The 25,826-nt window shown below is 46.4% G+C and carries 23 protein-coding genes; 14 read left to right on the top strand and 9 right to left on the bottom strand.

The window, feature by feature from the left end:
• The first annotated feature begins 3 nt into the window (after positions 1-3).
• The 6 genes from lolA (at position 4) to ACO6UX_RS03865 (ending at position 8,960) form a co-directional block, all read left to right on the top strand.
• The gene (gene lolA, locus ACO6UX_RS03890; RefSeq protein ID WP_422445037.1) at positions 4-723 is read left to right on the top strand and encodes an outer membrane lipoprotein chaperone LolA; all 720 of its coding nucleotides are present in this window, start codon (positions 4-6) and stop codon (positions 721-723) included.
• Positions 720-2,045 carry a replication-associated recombination protein A gene (locus tag ACO6UX_RS03885; RefSeq protein WP_422445035.1) on the top strand — a complete coding sequence of 442 codons (1,326 nt, stop codon included), beginning with the start codon at positions 720-722 and terminating at the stop codon, positions 2,043-2,045. The genes lolA and ACO6UX_RS03885 overlap by 4 nt, the downstream gene beginning before the upstream one ends.
• Positions 2,046-2,206: 161 nt before the next feature.
• A complete protein-coding gene (crcB, locus tag ACO6UX_RS03880) occupies positions 2,207-2,608 on the top strand; it encodes a fluoride efflux transporter CrcB (protein WP_422445033.1) in 402 nt (133 codons plus the stop codon).
• Positions 2,609-2,756: 148 nt separating this feature from the next.
• A complete protein-coding gene (gene serS / locus ACO6UX_RS03875; protein WP_422445031.1) occupies positions 2,757-4,043 on the top strand; it encodes a serine--tRNA ligase in 1,287 nt (428 codons plus the stop codon).
• 112 nt (positions 4,044-4,155) lie between these two features.
• On the top strand, positions 4,156-6,603 hold the full coding sequence (locus ACO6UX_RS03870) for a hypothetical protein (protein ID WP_422445029.1): 2,448 nt from the start codon (positions 4,156-4,158) through the stop codon (positions 6,601-6,603).
• A gap of 206 nt (positions 6,604-6,809) precedes the next feature.
• Positions 6,810-8,960: a hypothetical protein gene (locus ACO6UX_RS03865; protein WP_422445027.1), complete on the top strand. Its 2,151-nt coding sequence runs from the start codon at positions 6,810-6,812 to the stop codon at positions 8,958-8,960.
• A gap of 146 nt (positions 8,961-9,106) precedes the next feature.
• Here ACO6UX_RS03865 and ACO6UX_RS03860 read toward each other — a convergent pair whose 3' ends face one another.
• Positions 9,107-10,486, bottom strand: a complete 1,380-nt coding sequence (locus ACO6UX_RS03860; protein ID WP_422445025.1) for an MATE family efflux transporter — start codon at positions 10,484-10,486, stop codon at positions 9,107-9,109.
• Between the two features lie 396 nt (positions 10,487-10,882).
• On the opposite strand from ACO6UX_RS03860, the gene cysG reads away from it, so the two are divergent.
• Positions 10,883-12,256, top strand: a complete 1,374-nt coding sequence (cysG, locus tag ACO6UX_RS03855; protein ID WP_422446133.1) for a siroheme synthase CysG — start codon at positions 10,883-10,885, stop codon at positions 12,254-12,256.
• Here the strand turns inward: cysG and ACO6UX_RS03850 are convergent.
• Both ACO6UX_RS03850 and ACO6UX_RS03845 read right to left on the bottom strand, forming a co-directional pair.
• Complete coding sequence (locus ACO6UX_RS03850; protein ID WP_422445023.1) at positions 12,242-13,633, bottom strand: hypothetical protein; 1,392 nt, start codon at positions 13,631-13,633, stop codon at positions 12,242-12,244. The genes cysG and ACO6UX_RS03850 overlap by 15 nt on opposite strands.
• 44 nt (positions 13,634-13,677) lie before the next feature.
• Positions 13,678-14,493, bottom strand: a complete 816-nt coding sequence (locus ACO6UX_RS03845; RefSeq protein WP_422445021.1) for a hypothetical protein — start codon at positions 14,491-14,493, stop codon at positions 13,678-13,680.
• A gap of 172 nt (positions 14,494-14,665) precedes the next feature.
• Between ACO6UX_RS03845 and nfuA the strand changes: the two genes are divergently transcribed.
• The 3 genes from nfuA to ACO6UX_RS03830 all read left to right on the top strand — a co-directional run bounded on the left by nfuA (position 14,666) and on the right by ACO6UX_RS03830 (position 16,380).
• Positions 14,666-15,247: a Fe-S biogenesis protein NfuA gene (nfuA, locus tag ACO6UX_RS03840; protein ID WP_422445019.1), complete on the top strand. Its 582-nt coding sequence runs from the start codon at positions 14,666-14,668 to the stop codon at positions 15,245-15,247.
• A gap of 90 nt (positions 15,248-15,337) precedes the next feature.
• Positions 15,338-15,826 carry a transcription elongation factor GreB gene (greB, locus tag ACO6UX_RS03835; RefSeq protein ID WP_101747351.1) on the top strand — a complete coding sequence of 163 codons (489 nt, stop codon included), beginning with the start codon at positions 15,338-15,340 and terminating at the stop codon, positions 15,824-15,826.
• 158 nt (positions 15,827-15,984) lie between these two features.
• Positions 15,985-16,380, top strand: a complete 396-nt coding sequence (locus ACO6UX_RS03830; RefSeq protein ID WP_422445017.1) for a hypothetical protein — start codon at positions 15,985-15,987, stop codon at positions 16,378-16,380.
• A gap of 16 nt (positions 16,381-16,396) precedes the next feature.
• Here ACO6UX_RS03830 and ACO6UX_RS03825 read toward each other — a convergent pair whose 3' ends face one another.
• Together ACO6UX_RS03825 and ACO6UX_RS03820 are read right to left on the bottom strand one after the other, a co-directional pair.
• Entirely contained in the window at positions 16,397-17,467 is a 1,071-nt protein-coding gene (locus ACO6UX_RS03825) for a 3-deoxy-7-phosphoheptulonate synthase (protein WP_422445015.1), read from the bottom strand.
• 208 nt (positions 17,468-17,675) lie between these two features.
• On the bottom strand, positions 17,676-18,446 hold the full coding sequence (locus tag ACO6UX_RS03820; protein WP_422445013.1) for a sulfite exporter TauE/SafE family protein: 771 nt from the start codon (positions 18,444-18,446) through the stop codon (positions 17,676-17,678).
• 213 nt (positions 18,447-18,659) lie between these two features.
• Between ACO6UX_RS03820 and cysB the strand changes: the two genes are divergently transcribed.
• Positions 18,660-19,634 carry an HTH-type transcriptional regulator CysB gene (gene cysB, locus ACO6UX_RS03815; protein WP_101747347.1) on the top strand — a complete coding sequence of 325 codons (975 nt, stop codon included), beginning with the start codon at positions 18,660-18,662 and terminating at the stop codon, positions 19,632-19,634.
• Positions 19,635-19,655: 21 nt separating this feature from the next.
• On the opposite strand, the gene ACO6UX_RS03810 is transcribed toward cysB, so the two are convergent.
• Positions 19,656-19,934: a hypothetical protein gene (locus ACO6UX_RS03810; RefSeq protein WP_422445010.1), complete on the bottom strand. Its 279-nt coding sequence runs from the start codon at positions 19,932-19,934 to the stop codon at positions 19,656-19,658.
• A gap of 168 nt (positions 19,935-20,102) precedes the next feature.
• Between ACO6UX_RS03810 and thrH the strand changes: the two genes are divergently transcribed.
• The gene (thrH, locus tag ACO6UX_RS03805; RefSeq protein WP_269674403.1) at positions 20,103-20,705 is read left to right on the top strand and encodes a bifunctional phosphoserine phosphatase/homoserine phosphotransferase ThrH; all 603 of its coding nucleotides are present in this window, start codon (positions 20,103-20,105) and stop codon (positions 20,703-20,705) included.
• Positions 20,706-20,768: 63 nt separating this feature from the next.
• Here the strand turns inward: thrH and ACO6UX_RS03800 are convergent, their stop codons facing one another.
• Positions 20,769-20,978, bottom strand: coding sequence for a hypothetical protein (locus ACO6UX_RS03800; protein ID WP_422445008.1), 210 nt, complete (start codon positions 20,976-20,978; stop codon positions 20,769-20,771).
• Between the two features lie 85 nt (positions 20,979-21,063).
• Here ACO6UX_RS03800 and ACO6UX_RS03795 point away from each other — a divergent pair, with 85 nt between their 5' ends.
• Positions 21,064-21,222 carry an IS66 family transposase gene (locus ACO6UX_RS03795; RefSeq protein WP_422446131.1) on the top strand — a complete coding sequence of 53 codons (159 nt, stop codon included), beginning with the start codon at positions 21,064-21,066 and terminating at the stop codon, positions 21,220-21,222.
• Positions 21,223-21,297: 75 nt separating this feature from the next.
• Here the strand turns inward: ACO6UX_RS03795 and ACO6UX_RS03790 are convergent, their stop codons facing one another.
• Positions 21,298-22,689, bottom strand: a complete 1,392-nt coding sequence (locus ACO6UX_RS03790; RefSeq protein WP_422445006.1) for a hypothetical protein — start codon at positions 22,687-22,689, stop codon at positions 21,298-21,300.
• A 695-nt stretch (positions 22,690-23,384) separates the two neighbouring features.
• On the opposite strand from ACO6UX_RS03790, the gene ACO6UX_RS03785 reads away from it, so the two are divergent.
• The gene (locus ACO6UX_RS03785) at positions 23,385-25,409 is read left to right on the top strand and encodes a 3'-5' exonuclease (protein ID WP_422445004.1); all 2,025 of its coding nucleotides are present in this window, start codon (positions 23,385-23,387) and stop codon (positions 25,407-25,409) included.
• Here the strand turns inward: ACO6UX_RS03785 and ACO6UX_RS03780 are convergent.
• Positions 25,406-25,717 carry a hypothetical protein gene (locus tag ACO6UX_RS03780; RefSeq protein WP_422445002.1) on the bottom strand — a complete coding sequence of 104 codons (312 nt, stop codon included), beginning with the start codon at positions 25,715-25,717 and terminating at the stop codon, positions 25,406-25,408. The two genes, ACO6UX_RS03785 and ACO6UX_RS03780, sit on opposite strands and share 4 nt — an antisense overlap.
• Positions 25,718-25,826: the final 109 nt, after the last annotated feature.

The following is a 25,826-nucleotide window of genomic DNA, read 5'->3' as shown; positions in this document are numbered from 1 at the left end:
TTTATGATCAAGAAAACGCCGTTATTGACTGTTTTACCAATGGTTTTTGCCATCAGCATGCCAGTCTGGTCTGCTGAGCAGGCGTCAACTCATTCATCCATGCTGGCCAGGGCACAGAGCAATACGCCGGCCAGTATAAAGCATGATCAGAAAGCCGCTGATGCGCTGGCTAAAAAGCTGCAGGCCATGAATACGGTCAGTGCCAATTTTTCTCAAAGTACCATTGATAAAAGCGGACGCTCCAAAGTTGAGAAGGGGAGTATGCAACTTAAGCGGCCAAATCAGTTCCGCTGGCATATCACTTCACCGTTTAACCAGGAGATTATTGCTAAAGATGGCAAGCTCTGGATGCTTGATCCTGACTTTAAGCAGGTGGTGATTAAAAAGATGGACAATCAGTCAGGACCGACCGCCGTGCAGCTACTGAGCGGCGATGCCAGTGAGTTTCTGATGGAGTACGCGGTGACTCGTATGAACTATGGTCCGGAGGTGGTTTATACCCTGAAACCCGGTAAAGCGTCCGATCTTTTTGAAAGGCTGGAGATCCATTTTTCCAGGGAGGAGATTTCAGCCATCACGATTGTGGACTCTCTCGGTGGTAAGCGACGAATTGACTTTACCCGGGTGAACCTCAATCAACCGGTGGACAATACACTGTTTGAACCTGACCTGCAGACATTAGAGAAGGCCGGTTTTGATATTATTGATGAGAGCAGGGTATGACCTCACTCTTTGATGCCCCTGCTTCCGGTCGCTATGAACCCCTGGCGGCAAGGATGCGCCCCGGAGTCCTCGATGAATACCTGGGCCAGGAACATATTCTTGCCAGAGGCAAGCCCCTGCGGGAAGCGCTGGAGCAGGGTATGCTCCACTCCATGATTTTCTGGGGGCCGCCCGGCGTTGGCAAGACAACGCTGGCAAGACTGATTGCGACAAAAACCGATGCCCATTTTGAAACCCTCTCTGCCGTGCTTTCCGGGGTTAAAGACATAAGGGAAGCGGTAGCAAGGGCAAAGGATGAACAGCGTTTTTACCAGCGGAAAACAGTGCTGTTTGTGGATGAGGTTCACCGGTTTAACAAGTCGCAACAGGATGCATTCCTGCCTCATATAGAAGACGGTACCGTTATTTTTATCGGGGCCACCACCGAAAACCCATCGTTTGAACTTAACAATGCATTGCTCTCAAGGGCCAGGGTCTACGTACTTAAGCCGCTGGGGGAAGAGGCCATTGGCCAACTTGTGGACCAGGCTTTGACCAATGAAGAACGAGGCCTGGGCGGCAAGGGGATTCAGCTGGAGCAAAGCGCCAGGGATATTCTGATTCGCTATTCTGACGGCGATGGTCGCAAGGCGCTCAACACTCTGGAGGTTGCATCGGATCTGGCTGAGAACGGCATTATCACGTCTGAGGCGGTTCAGGCCATTCTTGCCGATACCGGGCGACGTTTCGATAAAGGCGGTGACGCGTTTTACGATACCATTTCAGCCTTTCATAAGTCCGTTCGCGGCTCTAATCCCGATGCCGCACTCTACTGGGCCGCTCGAATTGTTGATGGGGGAGGGGATCCTCTCTACGTGATTCGTCGGCTGGTGGCTATTGCCAGTGAAGATATTGGCAATGCTGACCCGAGAGCACTGGAGATTGTTATTAATGCCTGGCAGGCATTTGAGCGGCTGGGGGCACCGGAAGGACTGTTGGCCATGGCCCATGCAACGGTCTATTGCGCCTGTGCACCAAAAAGTAATGCCGTTTATAAAGCCTGGAAAGCGGCATGGGACGATGTAAAAAGTCATCCATCCTATGAGGTGCCTCATCACCTGCGGAATGCACCGACTCAATTAATGGGCAGCCTTGGCTATGGTGCTGGTTATCGCTATGCCCATGATGAGCCCAATGCCTATGCGGCAGGGGAACGCTATTTTCCCGAAGAGATGGATGTGCCGGACTATTATCAGCCGAATGAGCGCGGGTTGGAAATTAAGATCAAGGAAAAGCTGGCCTGGCTGAAACGGCTTGATGAAGAGAGTACAGTAAAGCGATAGTTTTTATATTATCCAATCATATATTTATAATTTCAAATGGCCCACACAACCTGAATTACTTAACTTGTTGATTTTAGGTTGCCTGGCCTTTTGATATGGTTAGAACCGTTTCATGGCGATGACTTCAAAATTCTCTATCCCTCATCTGAAAGGAAGCTCTGATGCAATACCCGTACTTGCTGAACTACCTTGCTGTAGCAGCCGGTGGAGCCCTTGGGGCACTGGCGCGTTCTCTGGTTTATGAGTGGTATGCAAAATCCGGAAATGATCAGTTGTTTCCACTACCGACCTTAACGGTAAATATTATTGGTTCGTTGCTTATCGGGATTGGCTGGTACTGCCTGGTAGAGAAAAGCCTGCTTCCTGCGATCTGGAAAGATTTTGCCACCGTAGGCTTTCTGGGGGCATTAACCACCTTTTCTACGTTCTCACTGGATATTTTCCGGCTTTTTCAAGCTGATCGGTTGGTTGAGGCAATCGTTTATATGCTGGCCAGTGTGACTCTGTGTCTGGTTGGTACCTGGTTGGGTTATCAGGGCATACGGGTGATCCTGAACGGTTAACGGTCCTGACTTCCTGTTTATTATCTTTATCGAATGTCGCAGAGTCATGGTGTATTATCAGCAGGCTATCCGTGACAAGAATGGTAAACGTTTAAAGCGTCTGCCCGGATAAGAAAACCATCGTCCAATCAGTTAATTTGGTAGGAATATGCTAGACCCCAAAATCGTTCGCAGCAATCCTGAAGCTGTGGCGGAACAGCTGTTGAAGAAGCACTACAAACTGGATATTGAGCGTCTGGTTTCTCTGGAGGAGCGTCGCAAGTCGCTTCAGGTTAAAACTGAGCAGCTGCAGAGCGAACGTAAGTCGGGTTCCAGGGAATTTGGCAAGATCAAGGCCCAGGGCGGTGATGTTTCCGCGCTTAAAGAGCGCATGGATCAGGTGAATGCCGAACTCAAGGAAAATGAGCAGGCCCTGACCGAACTGCAGGAAGCATTGAATAACCTGCTGCTGGAAGTGCCTAACCTGCCAGACAGCTCTGTACCAGAAGGTAAAGACGAAAACGACAACGTACTGGTTCGTACCTGGGGTGAGCCACGACAGTTTGAGTTTGATGTCAAAGATCACGTTGATCTGGGTGAAGTTCTTGGCCTGGATTTCGAAGCGGCTGCTCATATTTCCGGCTCCCGGTTTGCCATGCTGCGTGGCAAAATTGCCCGCCTGCACCGGGCTCTGTCTCAGTTTATGCTGGATGTTCAGACCACTGAGCACGGCTATGAAGAAGTTATTACCCCGCTGCTGGTTCATGATAAAGCCCTGTATGGCACTGGCCAGCTGCCCAAATTCGGGGAAGATCTGTTCAAAACCGCCTGTGATGATGATTCCGGTGCTGACCAGAAGCAGTTTTTCCTGATTCCTACGGCAGAAGTTACCCTGACCAACCTGGTGCGTGAACAGATTGTTGAAGCTGATCAACTGCCCATTCGTCTGACGGCTCACACGTCCTGTTTCCGAAGCGAAGCGGGCAGTTATGGTCGTGATACCCGTGGCCTGATCCGTCAACACCAGTTTGAAAAGGTTGAGATGGTGCAGATCGTCCATCCTGACAAGTCCTATGAAGCGCTGGAAGAGATGACAGGGCATGCAGAAGCCATTCTCCAGAAGCTGGGGCTGCCTTATCGCGTTGTGGCACTGTGCGGTGGCGATATGGGCTTTGGGGCTGCCAAGACCTACGACCTTGAAGTCTGGCTGCCCGCCCAGAATCAGTACCGTGAAATCTCTTCCGTCAGTAACTGTGTTGATTTCCAGGCACGTCGAATGATAGCGCGTTTCCGCAACGAATCAGGCAAGCCTGAGCTGGTTCATACGCTGAATGGTTCAGGTCTTGCCGTGGGTCGTACTCTGGTGGCGGTACTGGAGAATTACCAGGATAAGGATGGGCGTATCCATATTCCTGAAGCACTTCAGAGCTATATGGGAGGAATTAGTATTCTCTAGGAGATCAGCAGGGTGGAACGTTTGATTTCACCCTCTTAATTTACATCTAAAGTATTATCATCGATCAACTTTGTTCAAAAATTACGGTAGTCATGAACAAAAGGAGAGCGTGGTGAATAATCTTTCCGCGAGGGACCCTGTAGAGACAACTATTGATTTGGGCAGCGATGATGAATCTGATGTTTATAATGCCCATGCGGCGGCTGTTTCGAGATATCAGTCATACCTTGTAAGGCCAATTGCCAGTACATCAGGCAATTATTTATCGGGTAACCCGCAGCCTGTTGCTAATACTGATTCCTCTGGTCATGAATATGACCTTCCTTCAGGTTTTCAGAGTCACCAGAATCAGGCGGGGAGTTCTTATCAATTTATCATTAATGGCCAGACTAAAACATTTAAGTCGCTACGGTTACTGCTCCAGATTCAGCCTTTTATGGATAACTTCAGGGCGAGTACCGGAAGATATCTTTCTGATGTCCATATCCCCCCTGAGGATAGCGCACTCAAAACATTGATTCTTGAGAATGCTCGTGTTCAGCAAGTATTCTTGTTGGTGAATGACATAGAAACATTAAATGTATTCACACCAGCGGATCAAACACATGTGACGGAACAGGCAGCAGCCAGTGGATACAGGTCAGATGACTATCGTTTACCGGCAACACACAGTGGCTTGCAGCGAATGGTTGCCCGTGAAAACAGGCGGTTAAATTCAATCAGTGGTCAGATAACACCAGTACAGTATTGCCAGCCTGCTCTATCTTCGGAAAGCTCAAATCCTGCTGCTGACGTTAACAGCACTACCCGGTATTTCGGCCATATTAATGGAGAAGATAAACAATTTGATTCGATTGCTGCGTTATTATCGGAGCGGAAACTGTTACGAAACTTTCGTGATAGTGCTGAGTTATACAATGTAGGTTCAGATATTCCTATTAACAATACTGAACTGAAACACTTTATTATCAATAGAGAGGATCGGTTCAATGCGTTTCTGTTAATTAATGATATTACCGCGATACCAACCACTAATACTGGTTATGGTGCTGATCATGCCGCAGCCCCTGATGCGGGGCTGGTTTCTACAATCTTTAACCCATATATGGTAAACAGTAACGATCGCAGAAACTCTATCGTTCTGCATGGTGCAGTCAGACAAATGAGATTTATACGTGATTTTCCTGCTGGCAATAAGAGTGCTTTTAAAATATCAGATGCTGGATTTTATTTATCACTGCTGGAAAAAAGGCTGTTATGTTTTACCTGTGGAGGTTCAATTAAAGAGTGGCAACAGGAGTGGGGAGTGCGCTCCCTTGATGAGGTTCATGCAAGACTTTACCCTGAGTGCTCTTTTTTGCGGGAAAAAAAAGGTGAAGGGTTTATCGAAGCCTGTCAACAACAATTAACACAAGAGCAACAACGTGTGTTAGCCCGACCTTTGGAAAGTCATCCCCATTTGTATCGCTCACCTTTGGATGTGTATCAATGGCAGCAAGAGCAGGTAGAAGTGGATTATTATAAATTTCTATCCGACTGGCGTGAAGGACGAGCACGATTGGACGGAATGACGTTACATGAATTGGTACGGGCGCAAAATCAAGCTGGCCAAAACAGTAGTAACAGACAGAGTCAGGCAGATGCCACTTCTTCTATCAAACGCAATGTTCAAAGATGTCTGCAGGCATTTCACCGTAGCTTTCTTCCTGGGTCAGCTCTTCACAATGCAATGGACAGGTTGCATGAGAAAGTTAATGCTGCTCAGAACCAAAGCTACGTGCTTAAATTAAAATTATTGCAAATCCTGCAGAATCTACTGGCACTTCGAGAAGATCAGTCGGAAGATGTAGGTGCTGAAATTGCTTCGATTATTGACGCTGCTTACGACCGGGATTGTCAGGATCATACAACAGAAATCATTGATCAAATCCAGACTCGAATGGCTTTGATTGATATCAATCGGGAGCTGGAGTTTGAGTCTGATGTTGTCCACATATTCAACCTGCTGAAGAAATTAAAATTATTTTACAACGAGTCAGTACTGTACAGTGTATTGTCTACTACAAGAGGGTTAACTGGTACTCTACTTATTGCGGGCAGTGAATCCACTGAAACAAGAGGTTACATTAAGAATCTGTTTTCCCAAAGTATCTGCCAATTCCCTGAGAATCAAATTCCACAATGTTACGGCACTGTTGGCAGGCCGCCAGCAATTGTGATGGCGGAAATTAAAAGAAAATTCACCAGCGGTATTATGAATCTGGCCGATTTTCAAAATTATATTATGGACATGTTTAACACGGATCCGGCATTACTTAATCTTTTAATAACGAAAAATGCTGAGTTTTCAGTTTGGCATGGCAAGACAGAGAGTAGCGCTGAGTTATTGATGGAACAGTACAGTCCCGATACACCAGGGCTCTCTGAGCAGGAGATTATTGAAGGTGCCGCTAACGTTGCAGATGCTCGTGCAAGGTTCATGCGTGAAGATCTTTACCAATTCATCAGCGAGAAGCTGGACATGTTCTGGGATAAGATTATTCGAGAAACATCCCGATAGTGAGATACTTCAACAGTGCATTGTCAGCACCCGGTAAAGCAGCAAAATCGCTTTAGACACTTCCTCCATCAGAGCGCAGAACAACACCCAGGCTGGCCATGTTCAAGGTGTCATCCTGAAATTTTTCGGACATCATTAAAATGGTTAGTCAATCTAACCATTTTGATAGCCACATTTGAAATCTAAAACACTATTATTAATTAATTTTGTTCAAATATTTAACGGTCATAATGAACTCAAGGAGAATCATGATGGATCATATCACACCCGGGGAGCTTACACAGAGAACTGTTCATGGGAATGAGGCGATTAATAGTAACCGTCCAGATACTGATGGTTCGAGTTATCGTCTATACGGTGTAAGGTCGATTGCCAGCCCGAACAACTATTTATTATCTGATCAGGGGGCTGTTGGTGGTGCTGATCTCCCTGAGCGCTCATTTCCACGGGATGCAGGTTTTCAGAGTCATCAACACCAGCCGGTAAGAACTTATGCATTTACTATTCATGGCCATGCTCATACATTAACTTCGCTAAGGGCATTGCTCCAAATACAGTCTTTTATGGATAACTTCAGGGGTAGCGCCGAAGTGTATCTTCCTGGTATCGATATTCCCCCTGAGGATGCTGAACTCAGGAAATTGATCCATGTGAATGAATGTATTCAGCAAGTATTTTTGTTGGCTAATGAAATAGAGACATTAAATGTAGCCGCATCATCTGATCAAACGCAATTGGTCGAACAAGCATCAGGCAGCGACTATCATTTACTGGCACCATCAGGTAGCCGACAGCGAACTGTTTCCATTGATAACCATCAAATTAATAATATTGGAACGGTGCCCTCTGACGTGGAGCCGGTTGCTACGATTTATAACCAACGTATGGCATGTGCGACAGAGCGAATGTACTCTTTCGCTAAGCACTATGCATCGAGGTGTGTAGAATTCCTGGATGATTTTCCTCATGGTAATAGAAATGCCCTTAGACTATCCGATGCAGGATTTTATTTGTCACTGGATGAAAAAAAAATATTCTGTTTCTCCTGCGGAGGCTCCATTGGAGAGTGGCAACAGGAGTGGGGAGTTAGTACCATCGATGAGGTTCATGCCAGACTTTACCCGAAATGCTCTTTTTTGCAGGAACACAAGGGCGAACATTTTATTCAAGATTGCCAGCAACAGTTACGACCCGAACAGCAACACCGGTTGGCCCAACCTTTGGAAAGTCATCCGCATTTGTATTCTTTACCCGTGAGTGATCATCAATGGCAACAAGAAGAGGCTGCAAGATCCGAGCGGGAAGCTGTGTTTAACTTGTATAATGGACAAACACTAGTGGATGGAATGACTGTACCTGAAATTCTGCGTCAAAACAGGGTTCATACTCAACGTGCCCAACAGAGTTGGGGCAGGCAAAGTCACTATCAGCCTGGTGCCACCTCTGCGATCGAAAGCAATATTCAAAGATGCCAGCAGGAATTACACAGTAGCTTTCCCGTTGATTCTGAACTTCACCACGCAATAGACAGGCTGCATGGAAAAGTGAATGCAGCCAGAGACCGAAACAATCAGCTTAAATTGAGCTTATTACAAATCCTGGAACATCTGATAACACTCCCGGAAGATCTGCGGGCAGATACCGGTGCTGAAATCACTGAGATGATTGACGCTGCTTATGACCATGATTGTCAGGATCATACTTCGGAAATCATCGATCAAATCAAAACGAGAATGGCTTTCATTAATATCAGGCGGGAGCTGGAGGCAGGGCATGATATTGTTCAGATATTCGACTTGTTGAAGAAGTTAAAATTATTTTTTAATGAGTCAGTACTCTACAAAGCCATGTCTACTACAAGCAAGAGTGATGGAACTCTTCTTGTAGAAGCCAGTGAATCCACTGAGATAAGAGGGCGTATCAAGAATCAATTTTCCCGAAGTATTTGTCAATTCCCGGAGAATCATGTTTTTCAGCGTTTTGGAGAAATTGGTAAACTGAAGCCGGAAGTGATGGATGAACTTGAAATAAAATTCATCAGAGGCATCAGGAATAAAGCCGATTTTCAGAATTATATTGTTGACATGTTTAAAACTGAGCCTCAATTACTTGATCTTTTAAGAAAGGGAAACGCTGAATTTTCAGTTTGGCATGGTAAGACAGAGAGCAACACCGAGTTATTGTTGGAACAGTACAGTCCGGATAACCAGGGACTCTCTGAACAGGAGATTATTGAAGGCGCTGCTGGCGTTGCAGATTCTCGCAGAAGGTTCATGAATGAGGATCTTGAACAATTCATCAGCGAGAAGGTGGACTCTTTTTGGGCGGAGATTCTTCAGAAAACATCCAGACCATGAGCAAGTCGCCCTGGTGCAGAAAAGCGTTAATACCCGTACACCCCGTTCATCCTGAGCTTGTCGAAGGATGGTGCCACCGTACTTCGACAAGCCTCAGACGAATGGTATGGGTAACAACGCTTAGCCTCCTAGCCAGGGCGATTGGTTTAGCATTCAACTGTGAGATTCTTCAACCAGTATTTTGCCAGCACCCGGTAAAGGACCAGAATTGCTTTAGTCACTTCTTCCATCAGAGCGCAGATAAACACCAGATGCAGTGGCCAATGCCAGATATTCACCGCTGCCCAGGTCAGCGGTACACCGACAAACCACATACCAATAATATTGATGGCTGCCGTGGCTTTCACATCGCCGCCGCTGCGCAGTACACCAACAATCCCGGTCAGATTGATGACCCGGATGCATAGGGCAAATCCGGCAATAATGAGCACCTCACTGGCCATTTTCAAGGTGTCACCCTGAAATTTGCCGAACATTCCGACGATCTGCTCATTGAAAATCAGGGTAACAACGCCGATTACCAGGGCGGTGGCCGGGGCGACCAGCATAAAATAACGGCTCTGTTTCCAGGCCAGCTCAAATTCTCCAGCGCCGAGCTCCTTCCCGAGTATGATTGAGGTAGCGATAGCGAACCCGATAAACAGGGAAATCAGCACGCCTTCAACGGAAGAGATGGCGCTCATCACCGCCAGCTCAACAACCCCCATCTGGGCAAACATCAGGTTGTAAAGCACCAGGCCAAATGACCAGAGGCCGTCCTGAATCAGCATGGGAACACAGATGCCGATGTATTTCATCCAGTGTTTACGACTCTTGCATTGCAACAGGTCAGCTTTTACCGGTTTGAGCCCCGGGCGAACCTCAAGGATGTAATAGATAAGCAAGCCCACCTGAATCAACCGGGAAATGGTTGTCCCCCATGCCGAACCGGCAACCCCAAGGGCTGGAAAGCCAAAATGGCCATAGATCAGCATATAATTAAACAGCACATTCATAAGAATGGTGATAAAACCGATGCGTGTCGGTGTTTTTGCGTCGTTATTGGTTCTCAGCAGGGCTTCCAGCGGGATGGTGACCGCTATGCAGAGAAAGGAGGGCGCTGTGATGAATAAATAGCTGCTGCCCAGAGCCTTCAGCGTGAGGTCTTCACTGATCAGGCCCATGATCTGTTCTGGAAAGAGCAGGTAGACAATGGCAAATGGGGTGGTGATGGCCAGTGTGGCAATGATCGTCTGAACCAGCGTCCTACGCAAACCATCCATATTTCGGGCACCGATATACTGCGCCGCCAGAATGCTCATGCCACTGCCCAGGGCAGCGATCAGAATCAGGTTAAAGAAGAAAATCCGGTTGCCCATGCCGACCGCAGCAACTTCTGTTTCACCCAGCATGGAGACCATGAAGATATCGATCAATCCAAGCATTGAGAACATCATGGATTGCAGGGAGATAGGCAGTGCCAATTGCCAGAGATTGCGCAGGAAGTCCCTGTTTGGGGCTGGGTTTTCAATAGTTTGACTGGTCATAAAGCGACTAACAATGATAGGGGCCTGAAGCGCGTTTCAATCCGTGAAAGAGGGGGGTAGTCTCATTCGGATATAAACAGCCATGAACTGTATAGCATTCTCTTTATGGTTATGTCGGAGTGATGCAATAACAGTATAAAAAGCTATATCGTCATATTTACTATCAACTGTACTATTATAGTCGTATAAGTGAGAAGTCAGATTTTTCCCTATCCTCCGTTCAGCTTCCGGCTTTTTATAACTTTTAATAATAAAAGATAAGAAAATATTGTTATCTTTATTCTGTCGTAGGCTGGTAAACTCGGCCCATAGATGGTTCGGCCAGCGAACCGCAGGCTTACATCATTTGTGCCTGCAACCTTATGTCAACAGAGCTATATCAATAACGAGAAAAACATGGACTATCTGCCATTATTTCTACAGGTACGTAACCAGCGTTGTCTGGTGGTGGGTGGTGGCGATATCGCCCTGCGTAAAATCAGGCTTCTCAACGCCTCTGGTGCCAATATTCGAGTGGTGGCCAGAGAGATATCGGCAGAAATTCGTGAGTTTCTTGCCAGCGGTGAGCACCAATTGCTGGAAAAGCCCTTTGAAAACCATGACCTGAACGATGTCTGTCTGGTCATTGCGGCAACGGATGATGAGGGTGTTAACCGCCAGGTAGCCAGGATGGCACAGCAGCGACAGCTGTTTGTTAATGTGGTGGATGACGCACAAGCCGGTAATGCGGTAATGCCGGCGATTGTTGATCGCTCTCCGGTGGTGGTTGCCTTTTCCACCGGTGGTAAAGCACCGGTTCTGGCCCGTCTGCTGCGGCAGAAACTGGAGACGCTGTTGCCCCGGGGATATGGCCGTCTGGCGGCACTGGCAGGTGAGTGTCGCGATATGGTCAAGGCCCGGTTCAGTGAGATCAATGACCGCCGGTATTTCTGGGAGAATGTGTTGGCAGGTCCTGCTGCGGAAAAGGCGCTGACAGGTGATCTGCAGGGAGCCCGGAGTTTGATTGAACAGACCCTGGCCAACACATCGGAGCAGAAAACCGGCGAAGTGTATCTGGTGGGCGGAGGCCCGGGTGATCCAGATCTGCTGACATTTAAAGCACTGCGGTTAATGCAGCAGGCGGATGTTGTGCTGCATGATCGGCTGGTGTCTGAAGATGTTCTGGCACTTTGTCGTCGGGATGCAGATTATATCTACGTTGGTAAAAAGCGGGATCGACACACACGACCCCAGGAAGAGATCAATGCCCTGCTGGTCGCATTGGCCAAAGAGGGCAAGCGGGTTTTGCGGTTGAAGGGTGGCGACCCCTTTATCTTTGGTCGTGGTGGTGAAGAGATTGAAACGCTGGCCAGTGAGGGTATTCCTTTCCAGGTGGTGCCTGGTATTACTGCCGCTTCCGGCTGTGCCAGTTATGCCGGTATTCCCCTGACCCACCGGGATCACGCCCAGTCTGTCCGCTTTGTCACCGGGCATCTGAAAGATGGCAGCTACGCCTTGAACTGGCAGGAAATGCTGGACCCCGGTCAAACGCTGGTGTTCTACATGGGGTTGCTGGGGCTTCCCCGCATCAGCCGGGAGTTAATGGATCATGGAAGGAATCCGCAGACGCCCATAGCCTTGATTCAACAGGGTACTACTAGGAATCAACGGGTCTTTACCGGAACTCTGGCCACCATTAATAAAATTATTGAGTCCGAAAAGGTAAAGGCTCCGACAATAATCATTATTGGCAGTGTGGTTAGCCTTAGAGACAAATTAAGATGGTGTTAGCCTGTTTTTTGAAAGCTTGTATTGAACATGAAATACAGGTGATGAAAAATCCCTGCAAAGTTCATATGGTCGAGCTGATGGCCTGATTAGATAATTGATTCCATCTATGGTTGTGAAGAATTTATAGTTGCTTTGGCAGATCTCCTCCTGGTTCTCTGGTTTACAATTGCTATCCCGGAACTCCCTATTGGTTGCAAAACGATTTCTGGCAGCATAACGATAAATTGGCAGATACAACTTGTCAGAATCAGGATTTACTTCAATGAAATCATGCTTGATATATTCAGGCTGTAACTTAGCTGACATTGGCCGTGGTGTCATCTTATAACCACTGATTTCATCACGGTTAAAAGGCACGTGTAGCTTTGTTAGCAAGCTGTAATCATAAGGGGTAACTTTTCTGATTATTTCTGGCGACTTAATCAATGTATAACCATATCGGGTTTCTGCTGCGGGCATGATATAAAGGCAGTTTTCTATATGGCATTTGTCATGTCTTATATCTTTCATTATTGTTTTCTTAAACATTGGATATTGGTGGTCCAGAAAACAGGAAAATGGACTGTCATTTTCCAGAGACAGGATATTTATATCTGGTTTAATGAATATGGCCAGTATGGTGACTGGGTTTCCTTTATTATAACCTTTATGGAGGTAACCCCTGGCGGCAGCGATACTTGGCGTACTGTATAAGCCAATACCATAGGCCTGACCCTGTTGATTGATAGTTTTAGGGTCAAAAATTTTCTCTTTCAGGATAGAATTTCTGCTGCGGCCCATTTCGTCATTGACACAAGTGAATTTGCCTGCCCGGAAAAAAATATTCGTACCTGCTGTTTTTGGGCAATATTCACTATGTACAAAACTTTTTATTGCCATTTCGGTGGTTATATTAAATTCCGTAAATAATGAGATTGTCCGTAAGTCCTCATTAATATTTCTGAATAACGTATTCTCAAACTTGCGTAGTAGATAATTCGACCTCACTTTAAAGCGTTCAAAAATAAAATTGGATATATCTTCCTGGCTGAGAAGATATATTTTATGGCCTCTCAGGGTTTGGCATTCAATATTTATAATATCGAGCAGGATATTTGCTGCCTGTTCACTTGCCTCAGGTTTAAGAAAAGACCGTATTTGCGACAGTATTATACTGCGTTGCGACAGGTTGCTGCAAAATGGAGTTTCTCTGGTGTCCAGATTCATTGCAGGTTCATTGGAACCTGAACCAGGAATAACATGGCGGTTGCCAAAACATGAACTTTGATCAACGGTTTTGGTGTTGCTGGTTCTGAAGGAAGTGGGCGCTGGGTCAGGATCTAAGGAAAAGGGGTTCATTGGCTTACACTCATCTAAATGGTTTTTGGTATATTCCATCCGCTCAAGGAATATACCATGCCAATTAAATATCCGAAGTAGATCTAGTCAGACAATGCTGTTAATGGATCTGGATAAACAAACTGATAGTTCAGCGCTTTCTTCAATTTATCGCAATTCACCAGGCGATAGGGCATGGGTTTGTCAATAAAAACGGGCGGCTCAATGCCCATGATTTCGCAGGACCGGGTATAGAGTTGACGACGGGTAGGGTGCTCATCCGCTGAGGCGTTAAAGACTTCCCCAAACAGATTTTTAGCAATAATCTGCCCGATGATTTGCAAACAGTCTTCCCGGTGTATCACATTCACCGGATCATCAGCGCCGCCCAGCTCTTTGCCGGAAAAGTAGCGCCCTGGCTGATATTCACCGCCAATAAGGCCTGAGAAGCGAAGCACCGTGGTTTTCAGGTCGTCATAGTCCGTGAACAGCTGCTCAATATCCAGCCAGGCAGTATCAGAGAAGGGGGACTCAATGCGAACGGCATCGTCTTCCGTTACTTCAACGTTATTTTGCGGGTAAACGGAGGTGGCACTGATCAGAATAATTTTTTTAACCCGGGACTGCTCAATACGGCTAAGCAGTGCTTTCATCTGGCGAAGGTAAAAGTGAGGTTGGCCATCGCCTTTTCCGGGTGGAATATTGATAAACAGAATATCGGTATCCAGAAACGAGTCAATATCACCCTCAGGCTCTGGTGAAAGACCGATAATATAAGGCTTCATGCCAACCGCAGAAATAGCTTCCAGCTTTTCCTCACGGGTGGTTGATCCCTTGACTGGATAGCCATCTTTCACCAGTCGTTCGCCCAATGGCATGCCCAGCCAGCCACAACCCAGAATGCTGATGGTTTCTTTCATTATCGGTCTCTTGCTTGTCGAGGAAAAGGACGATGAATTGCAAATGCGAACTATTCTCCCTGATTGTTGCCATAAATGAAACCGTTTTGAATAACCGAGTTGTCAGGTAGGGATTCTCTGAAGCGCCCCAATGGCATAGAATAGCCATGAAGTTAATAGAGGAAGTGTTGCGTTGAACATTACATTCACTGAAGCCGCACAAAAGTATCTTGCCCAATTATTAGAAAAACAGGGGGTTGAGGGGATTGGGGTACGCCTGTTTGTCAGCAACCCCGGCACGCCCCATGCGGAAACCTGCCTGGCCTATTGCAAGCCAGGGGAAGAGAAAGAGGGTGATCTGACGCTGGAGCTTGAGTATTTCAACTGCCATGTTGAAGGCATCAGTGAACCATTTCTTGAAGAAGCGGTGGTTGATTTTGCTGAAGACAAGCTGGGTGGTCAGCTGACCATCAAAGCACCCAACGCCAAGATGCCCAACGTTAATGAAGACAGCCCTCTGGATATGAAGATCAACTACTTCCTGCAAATGGAAGTGAATCCCGGGCTGGCTTCCCACGGTGGCGTGGTATCCTTGGTGGAACTGGATGATGGCATTGCTGTTCTGCAGTTTGGCGGTGGTTGCCAGGGCTGCGCTGCGGTCGATATGACCCTCAAGGATGGTGTTGAAAAAACACTGATGGAGCGTATTCCGGAGCTGAAAGGCGTTCGTGATGTGACGGATCACAGTAATACTGAGAATGCTTTTTACAAATAAGGCAGATCAATAGAGGGAGGTGGCATCCACTTCCTTTCTCCGTTTTTTCAATGTTGTTTCAATTTTACCGTTGGTGTTCGGTGCCACCTTATGAAGTCTCCCCTTATTACCCGTGCCGGGAAAGAAAATCTTGAGCAGGAGCTTCAGTATCTGTGGCGAATTAAGCGCCCTGAAGTCACGCAGGCTGTTTCTGAGGCTGCTGCGCTTGGGGATCGCAGTGAGAATGCGGAATATAAAGAGGGCAAGCGACAGCTTCGGGAAATTGACCGACGCATACGCTACCTGACCAAGCGGCTTGAAATCCTGAAGGTTGTCGATTATTCGCCAGAGCAGGAAGGCAAGGCTTTTTTCGGTGCCTGGGTTGAGCTGGAAAGCGAAGAAGGTGAAATACTCCATTGTCGTATAGTGGGTGCCGATGAGATAGATGTGAAAAACAACCACATTACCATCGATTCCCCCATGGCCAGGGCAATGGTTGGGCGTCAGGTAGACGATGAAGTGGTGGTCAATGCACCGGGTGGACGCAAGATCTGGTTGATCAATAAAATACAATATCAGCCTTTTTCTGATGTTGAATAGGGAAAGCTATGGTTTTTCACGTTTTATTAATGGTATTTTTACCCTCTATTGAAAAAAAGGGTAAAGATACCGGTATAACTCTCTGAAATAATGGTGTATCTTCTCCCGCCTTTTTGAAATCCCAAGCTCATTTACTCACCCGGTAGTCCGACGGAACAGTGAAGCGTTATAAACAGGCCATTTTATCCAATTTTTTTGTCACCGAAGACGGCAGTGCTGTTCGCCATCTGGTTGAGGCAAATCTGGATATTGAGTCAAGAAGTGACCGTACGCTTTGTACCGAAGTCCTGAACAGTGACTGTCGCTACGAGGTGCTGGTTAATGGCCATCTATCCACGGTCTGCATGATCTGCTCAGCGATTCTTGATCGAAGAATCAGTAATATGCCGGTGGAACGTAAAGTCAGTTATGGCAAAAAGCAGACGATGGAGATCTTTACACCACCGGATACCCAGTTATCGCTTCCGGGTGTGGTTGAGCCTGTTCAGGTTGAAGAGGATAACAAGATCAACTCAATAGACGAACAGCCCGAGCAAATCGAGCTGTTTATGTGAGAAAAATCAGGTCTGACTAGCGACGACCCGGCAGAACATCCTTCAATTTATCCCTGATGCTGCGCAGCGTCTTCTCTGTGGTTTTCCAGTCAATACAGGCATCAGTAATAGAAACACCGTATTGCAGGTCGTTCAGGTTGTCAGTCATTTTCTGATTGCCCCAGCCAATATTGCTTTCCACCATCAGACCGACAATGGATTGATTGCCTTCAATGATCTGGTTGGTCACATTCTCCATAACCAGCGGTTGCAGGGCAGGGTCCTTATTGGAGTTGGCGTGGGAACAATCCACCATGATATTTGGCTTGATGCCGGCTTTTTCAAGCGCCTTTTCACACAGTGCAACACTGACAGAATCGTAGTTTGGCTTGCCGTTACCGCCACGCAGAACAATGTGGCCGTAGGGGTTGCCTTTGGTATGGGTAACAGCCACTTGCCCCTGGCCATTCAGCCCGAGAAACCGGTGTGGACTGGAAACAGACTGCAGGGCATTGATCGCGACTTCCAATCCGCCATCGGTGCCATTTTTAAAGCCAACGGCCGAGGACAGGCCGCTGGCCATTTCGCGGTGAGTCTGCGACTCAGTGGTTCTGGCTCCTATTGCAGACCAGGCAACCAGGTCCTGAAGATATTGAGGCGAAATCGGGTCCAGTGCTTCTGTAGAGGCAGGAATGCCCATTTCGGCAACATCCATTAACAGGCGACGACCGATATGCAGGCCTTCTTCAATTTTAAATGAGTCATTCAAATGCGGGTCATTGATCAGGCCTTTCCAGCCCACCGTGGTTCTTGGCTTTTCAAAATAGACACGCATCACCAGATACAATGTGTCTTTCAGCTCTTCACTGAGGGCTTTCAGCCGTTGGGCATAATCTTTCGCCGCAGCAACATCGTGGATTGAGCAGGGGCCTATGACGACAAACAGGCGATGGTCTTTGCCATCGAGAATATCCCTGATTACTTCACGGCTTTCAGAAACCGTTTTTGCTGCTGCCTCAGTCATCGGAATCACAGCCTTAAGGCGTTCCGGACTCAACAGAACTTCCTGAGATTGAATATTAAGGTCTTCAATGGGTAATACAGCCATGTGCGCGGTCCCGTTTTTTTAATAAGACTGGTTTAAAATCTCCTGATCAGTGGCCTGAGCCCCTGATGCCAGATGAAAATATGGCACCCATACTGACAGATAGTCACCTCACCCTGTATAAAGCCCTGGTAATTATGGGTTTTCCATTGGCCTGGTGAGGGTTTTCCACTTTATTCAAACTGACACAGGGCTGCAACCCTGGATAGGGTTAAAAAAGGTATTTCAGGCCCAGTCCGAGCAAAATAATGGCCAATATGATGCGCATGAAGGTATCCGGTAGCTTCATGCCGACACGGGTTCCTACATAGATAGCAGGGATAGAGCCAATCAACAGGCTGCCTAACAGCACAAAATCGACATTACCCAGCCAGATATGGCCAAAGCCTGCCAGCAACGTTAACGGTACTGCGTGAGCCAGGTCGCTACCCACTACCTTGACGGGTTTCAGCAGCGGATAGAGCAGGACAATAGCGGCAGTGCCCAGTGCTCCGGCCCCCACCGATGAAAGTGTGACCAGAACCCCGAGGAATATACCGGCAATAAATGTTAAAGGTGTCTGATATTTCTGTGGAATCATCGAGACACCTGAGAGCTGTCTTCTTTTCAAAAAAGGACTCATAAATAGCGACAGCGCAGTGAGGGTTAACATTATCCCAAGGCATAGTGTAAGGATCGGGCTATAATCAGCGCTTCTGTCAAAAAAAAACTTGAGCAGCACAATTGTCAGGACTGTGGCAGGAAGACTGCCAGCACAGAGCGTTTTGACCAGTGTCCAGTCAATACTTTTCTGACGATGATGGACAATGACTCCGGTTGACTTGGTAATGGCTGCATACATCAGATCCGTTCCAATGGCGATATGAGCCGGAAAGCCAAACATTAACAGCAGTGGTGTCATCAATGAACCACCGCCGATACCTGTCAGGCCAACCGCAAAACCAACGCCGGCACCGGTGGCAATATATGTTAGAAAATCCATAAGCATCCCAAAATCTATGGTCTAAAGTTATAACTAGCCAAGGCGATGTTTGAAAATATTGACTAAAAATTGATGATTCGCTGGTAACTATATTGACTGGCTTGTATTCTGGAAAAGAATTTAATGTCATTCTTTTATGCTTTATAGAACTAACGGATCCTGTTTCAATCTATTCATTTTTGTCAGCACAACCTGCCCGACCGGAGGCCATCAATGAAGCTGCAACAACTGCGCTATATCTGGGAGGTCGCCCACCACGATCTCAACGTATCAGCTACAGCGCAGAGTCTATACACTTCTCAGCCCGGTATAAGCAAACAAATCCGGCTTTTGGAAGATGAACTTGGCGTTGAGGTTTTTGCCCGAAGTGGCAAGCATCTCACCCGCATTACCCCGGCCGGTGAGAAAATCATTGATACAGCCGGTGAGATCCTTAGAAAAGTTGAGTCGATCAAGCAGGTTGCCCAGGAATTCAGTGACGAGCGAAAGGGCAGTCTGTCCATTGCCACAACCCACACGCAGGCTCGCTATGCCCTGCCGGGCATTATCCGGCAGTTTATTGGCCAGTATCCCGATGTTGCCCTTCATATGCATCAGGGCACTCCCATCCAAATTGCCGAAATGGCAGCAGACGGTTCCGTTGACTTTGCTATCGCAACGGAAGCGCTGGATCTGTTCAATGATCTGGTGATGATGCCATGCTATCGCTGGAATCGCTGTGTTCTTGTACCCAGGGATCATCCTCTAACCCAGGTATCTGAATTGAGCCTGAAAGATATTGCCCGTTATGCCCTGGTCACCTACGTTTTCGGATTTACGGGTCGCTCCAAGCTGGATGAAGCCTTTATGAATGAAGGGTTATCACCCAGGGTAGTGTTTACTGCCACTGACGCTGACGTGATCAAAACCTATGTGCGCCTTGGGCTGGGCGTCGGGATCATTGCCAAAATGGCTTATGACCCTGAACTGGATTCTGACCTTGTACCCCTGAATGCTGATCACCTGTTTGAGCCAAGCATTACCAAGATCGGGTTCCGGCGTGGTACTTTCCTGCGTGGATTTATGTACGACTTTATTGAAGAGTTTGCCCCTCACCTGACCAAAGATGTGGTTCAGGAAGCAATCCTTCGTCATAACAAGGCGGAAGTGGATGAACTCTTTTCACATGTTCAGCTACCAAACCAGTAACTACCTTATAAGCGGCTTGGTTCAAGCCGCTTTTTCCAGTACTTCCTTTACCAGCTTAAAATAGATAGTGTAAATCGCTGGCTCGCAGCCTTCTTCTTCAACAATGAAAAAAGGTGCTTTGTCTACCTGGTATAAATTTGCCAGTAAAGTACCTGTGCTGTCCGGGTCGCCATCAACGGCGGTGACGAATTGATCAATGCGATTGATATGACCTGAACTCTCCAGTCTTTCCTGCACTTCCTGGCATTTTTTGCAGAGGTTGCCATCGGCCATTATCTTTTTGACCATGGTGATTTTCATAATCCAGTTCTCCCGGGGGATGGTTTTCATTTGCCGGTGGTGGTTTATTGTAGCAGCAGCTATTTAGCCGATAATAGAATTAATATCTATATTTATAGGTGTTTATGCTATATTCTCAACCAGCCTGTCAGGCCGCAATAAGTCTAACCATCAAAGAGAGAATAACCAATGGATGTCGTCTGTCTTGACCTTGAAGGTGTACTGATTCCGGAAATCTGGATTGAATTTGCTACCCATACCGGTATTGACGAACTCAGGGCAACGACACGTGATATTCCCGATTACGATGAGCTGATGACCATGCGCTTATCCATACTGGATAAACATAAACTCGGGTTGAATGAAATTCAGGCAGTGATTTCCGGAATGAAGCCGCTGGAAGGCGCTGTGGATTTTGTCAACTGGCTGCGCAGTGAATTCCAGTTAATTATCCTGTCGGATACTTTTTATGAGTTTGCCGATCCATTTATGGTTCAGCTGGGTCGTCCGACACTGTTCTGCCATCGCCTGGAGGTAGCAGAATCAGGGAAGGTAACCGGCTATAAGTTAAGGCAGAAAGACCCGAAACGCGCATCGGTAAAAGCACTGAAAAGCCTCAATTACCGGGTTCTTGCTGCAGGTGACTCCTACAATGACACCACCATGCTCTCTGAAGCAGATGCCGGTTTTCTGTTCAAGGCACCCGATAACGTGATTGCGGAGTTTTCTCAATATCCCTCCATCACCAACTACGATGATCTGCGCACAGCTTTGCTTGCGGCACGGGGTTGAGGAATAATGCGCACTTGATCAGGTACTGCTCAACGAGCCTCGGCCTGCAAAACCACAATCTGTTTAAAAAAACCATCCACCTCCTGACTCCAGCTCAGCAATTTCATGGCTAATGGTTTTCTGATCACAGCCCAGCACCTGAGATATATAACCAATACCGGCATGACCGAGCTTAATAGCTTCAATAGTGGCATAATGCCGACGATCCCTTTCATTGAGTGATCGATAGAAAGTTCTCATGCGTTTTTTTACTAATGAGGGGTATGTAGCCATAGTCACCTCCAGCAATGGTTCAAAGTATTGACCATTGTCTGAGAGGCGCAAATCAGGAAGTTATTTTTAGACTATTCCTTAGCCACTGCTTGATGACCTGCACCAGTGGCTACAGAAAAACGTCACCCGGCTGATACCGGATACTCTTACCCATAAGGCCATGAGCTATGCCCTGAACCAGTGGTCAAAACTGGTGGTTTACTGTGAAGACGGACACCTCAACAATAGGCCTGTGCCCATCTGAACCAAACTCTGACTGTCCATATGACTCTGGCGAGATTTCTTCATACATCAGATATAGCCTTGTGTAATTTCATCTTCACCGTTCATCCCACTCCAAATCTTCTGCATAACCAAAATCAGGACTGGCATCAGATAGGTGGTCGTAATATTCCTGGTCACAATGATCGAACTCTGGCCCGAAATATATTGGCCCTGGGTCAAAGTATTCCTCTGCGAGAGTTTCATTTTCTGTATCTGAGCGCTGCGGGTCAGTCTTGTAGTCGGCCCCCTTACTGACGACTGGTGTAGTATTTAAGTCGGACTTGTTACTATCGCTAACTCTACAGAAGCAAGCTCCACATTCACAGATCAGGCCATTGCACTTACTGCACTTAGCATGAGAGTTTGAACTCAATGAAGTCTTGCACGCATAACAGTGCGTTTGACGATGCTTGTTAGATCTTGTTTGCAAGGTACTCTTGAAGCTGCTGCTCACCAGCCCTGCTGGAGTATGGTCGGAGCCATTGTAGTAACTGCTGCCAGTTCGGGTATGCACCTGTTTAGTTCTTGTCTTACTGAGTGAGATTTCCTTTCTGTTATCACGGCTGCTAAAAGATGCTGATATACTGACACTGGTTTTCTTTTTCTGATTTTCTGGCAGGTACCTGTTCTTCGGATCAAACAGGTATTTCAGTTTATTACCAGAAATATCATTTCCCAGTACCATGAATAATTTGTCCTCAATGGACGGAGCCAGCATTATTCTGGTAATCAAACCATCAGCGTGAAAAATATCGGTATTGTGGGTACAGGTTTTTGAAGCGTACAAAACTTCATACAAAGGAGAAGCATTTTCTCTGGTTCTAACCGACTGCAGTTTCCCTGCCCCAAGAGTATCATGATAAACAGCAACCATACCGACAGTCAGCATACTGACAGGAAAATCATTGCCGATATTTTTCAACAACTCTGATTTATAAACAGATGCTTTTGAAACAACAGAAGCAGCCTGTTTGCTTTCTTTTTGACTTGCTTTCTTTGTTGATGGTTTCTCTGATTCAGCTCCATATTCCGAGTTATAAGAGCTTGCAGTCTGCTTTGTCTGATTGGTGGATGTGACTTTTTCAACCTGAGACAAATTCTTATATTTTTCTTTCAGGTATTGGCTGCGAGCCCGACTTTCACGAACGCAACCGGGTATCGAGTCGCTTTCAATATTTACAGGTTTTGCGACTGTCTCAACTGATTCAGGCGCTGCAGTTTTGATTGAGATGCCATCTTTCTCAAGCTCAGTGCTGCTACCTTCAACCATAGTTACAGCTAACGAGTCAAGCTGACCTGCTGTGGCAATCGACTTCTTTTTATAAATATCTTTGTATTTTTCTTTTAGGTATTGGCTACGGGTACGACTTTCCCGAACACAGTCAGGTACAGATTCATCTTCAAAAGACGCAGTTTTTTGTACCGATACCCTCGGTTCAGGTATCACTACCCTGTTTGAAGGAGAACTTTTTCTGGTGACTGATGTTGCTGGTACAGCATCTTTGCTTTTCTGAGCTTCTTTTTTTTGGGGGGGGGGACTGTCGATGCTGATTTTTTCTGCTTGCGAATCCTCTCAAAAATGATGCCGGCACAGAAAACAGCAGTGAAAATTAGAATCTCAAACACTCTGGCAATTACTCCGGATAAAGACCCAACAACCTAGGCCAAAGTGAACAACTTGACGTTTTACACTCATTTTCACTTTTGGCGGGCTTTAATAAAAAAAGAAGAAATCTGACAAAATCACTGCTATTTGTAAGTAAGTATAACGCCTTAATTTACGGAGTTCTGAGTAACCTGTTCATTGTTGGAAAGCAGGGATTTCATCATGGGTAAGTAACAAGGCATTAGTCAAGGTAAGTCTTACGGACTGACACAAGTAATGCTTACTTCTCACATCACTTGCAGCCGTAAATTCCACCATTTTCTTTAAAAGTCGTATGTCGTACAGTACCTGTCTCTATCATGCCCGAGTGTTTTCCCGTCATGGCCTGGCCTATTCTTTTCAATGAACAATACCATCACGATCTGAAAAAAATTCCACCCTCTGAACAGCATAAGGCTCAGCGCCACCTTGATACGATCTGCGCAAACCCATTTGCAAAGAACAATAACCTGAAGACTCTGACAGGTCGAAATGGCATGCACAGGGTTCGTCTGGGCGATTATCGTCTGCCATTCTTCATAAACCAAAAAGACAAAAACATTGTCTTACTGGCCTTCTTTAAGCGTACTGAAAACAGCTATCGAGTACTGGACAGTGTCTCAACTGTACCCGTCGGTGAACTGCCAAAAGAGCAGAAAGACGCAGTTCAACAGCCTCTTCCTGAAGGCCTATCTGTTCCACAGAAACCGCGCAAGAAGGTTTACACCGTTAAGAAGAGTAAGGTACTTCCTCAAACTCAGGTCTCTGAAAAAACACCAGAGGTTGATGATTTCTTCGAGATAGAAAAGTTCGAACTGGATTTGATCCATATTCCGGATGAATACCATCAAATCATTTTGGAAAATTCACGCCATAGTCTCTTTGCATCCGACAAGTTACCGGAAGATATCAATGCTCGGTTGCAGGACTATATAACCGCGCCGCAGCTCAATCATATAGGTAAGCTCTACAGTCTGGGGGCTACCCAGACTCTCAAGGATATAGCCCTACAGCCACTTGAGAACTTTCTTTTAAAACTTGATCGCAGGCAGCAGGAGATCATTGATAAGCCTCTCAATAGTGGATCTTTCAAAGTCACTGGAGGTCCGGGAACAGGAAAAACGCTGATTGCCTTGTATCGAATGAAGAAGCTGGTTGAGGAGCGAGCCACAGAGTTCTTATGGAGTACCGGCCAGAACATAGGGTTTATAACGTATACGCATTCGCTGGTTAAAACGAACAAGTTACTGTTTGATGCTATTCACCCAGGCAATATGGAAGGTATTAATTTATCGTTCACGACCTTTGATCGTAATATTTATGTACTTTTTCAAAGCCTATGTGCCATCAGAAAAGTACGGGAACCTGTTATTCCAAACGGTTTGGTTCATTTTTTTAAAAATAAAATATCTGTCTGTTTTTCTCAAGACCCTAGTCTGGATGTTGCTGTCGTCACCAGCCTGGATGAAACCAAAGGACTGGACTTTGTTTATGACGAAATTGAAGGAGTAATTGAAGCAAACAACCTAAAGACAGAAGCAGAGTATCTGGCTTTTAAGCGCGTGGGCAGGAAAACACCGTTACTCCGATCTGCCAGAGCCAAAATATGGCAGGTTTATGCAGTGTATGAAGAACTACTAAAACAATATAACTACACCTCTTTCAGTCGTAAAAGGCTTGAAGTTCTCAGAGCGTTTGAAGAAGGGCTCAACATTATGCCTGAGAGGTTCAATGCATTATTTATTGATGAAGCGCAGGATCTTTCTGTTGTCAGCTTGCGAATTCTGATGCATATGTTGGATGATCCAGGTTTTGTGATGCTTTGCCTCGATGGGGGGCAATCCATTTATAGCAAATCTCCGGTAGGGACAAATGTGCATAAGAATTTTCGATTCAATAGAGCTAATAGTCACACACTGAAAAACTCTTATCGTATGACTCGCCAGATCCTGACTGCGTTGGCACCGCTGAGAAATGAAACCATGAGTCGCCCAGAGGACAGAACGGGCTTGTCTGACGCAGTTGTTGAAGGTGACAAACCGAGCTTGATCAAGCGACCATTGGAGGAACACCCTGAAGTTGTTGTTGAAATTGTGATGGACCAAGTCACTTCCGGCGTTAACGCCAACCAGATTGGCATTATCACGAAAGACTGGGACTCGGCAGCAAAATACTGCCGACTGTTAAATGCGGAAGGCCTTCAGGCTGAAGTGTTTAATAAACAACAGGGGCTGGTTCTGAGAGATGGATGCGTAAACATTATTACAGCGCACTCTGCCAAAGGGCTTGAGTTTCCCTTTGTCATTGTTCCGGATATTTCAAGTCACAGCTACCCGGACATCCGTAAAATCGATAATGCCAAAGATAAGGGCGACGAAGAAGAAGTACGTTTAATGGAGCAGCGGTTACTCTATGTGGCATTATCCAGAGCCTGCCGAAAGCTCTGGGTCATTGAAGACACTGATAATCCTTGTGAGTTTCTTGCCAGTACACATTCACAGCACTGGCAGGTTGGTGATTAGGTGTTTTTTAATCGGTTGGCCAGAACAGCTAACTGGTCATGCTGTTCTTTAATGCCATAAAGAGCCGATGATCTTATGATCTGGTTTAAGGCTTTCAGTTCTTCCATGATTTTGATGGTGCAGGCTTCAACCTCTGCACCATAGCGTGCAGCACACTCTTTCAACTGCCTGTTTTGAGCTTCCAGCCTTTCATAAGTGATTACCGTTGAGTCATCTGGCTCAGAAATATTGCTCAGGTGATTTTCCCAAGCTTCAGCATCACTGGGACAAACACCCATGGCGTCCATGTAATCAGTTAGATCTGACATAATTTACAACTTCTACGTAACCATTCGCTAAATCAATTATTCAAGCATAAATAGCCCTGCTCAGCTATCCTTGATAGGTTCTTGAAATCATTAAGCCTGAATGCACTTC

The organism is Endozoicomonas sp. ALB091 (genome assembly GCF_049310265.1).
Lineage (GTDB): Bacteria > Pseudomonadota > Gammaproteobacteria > Pseudomonadales > Endozoicomonadaceae > Endozoicomonas.
Note: the sequence above shows the minus strand (reverse complement) of the source record. Positions and strands in the feature narration are given on the sequence as shown.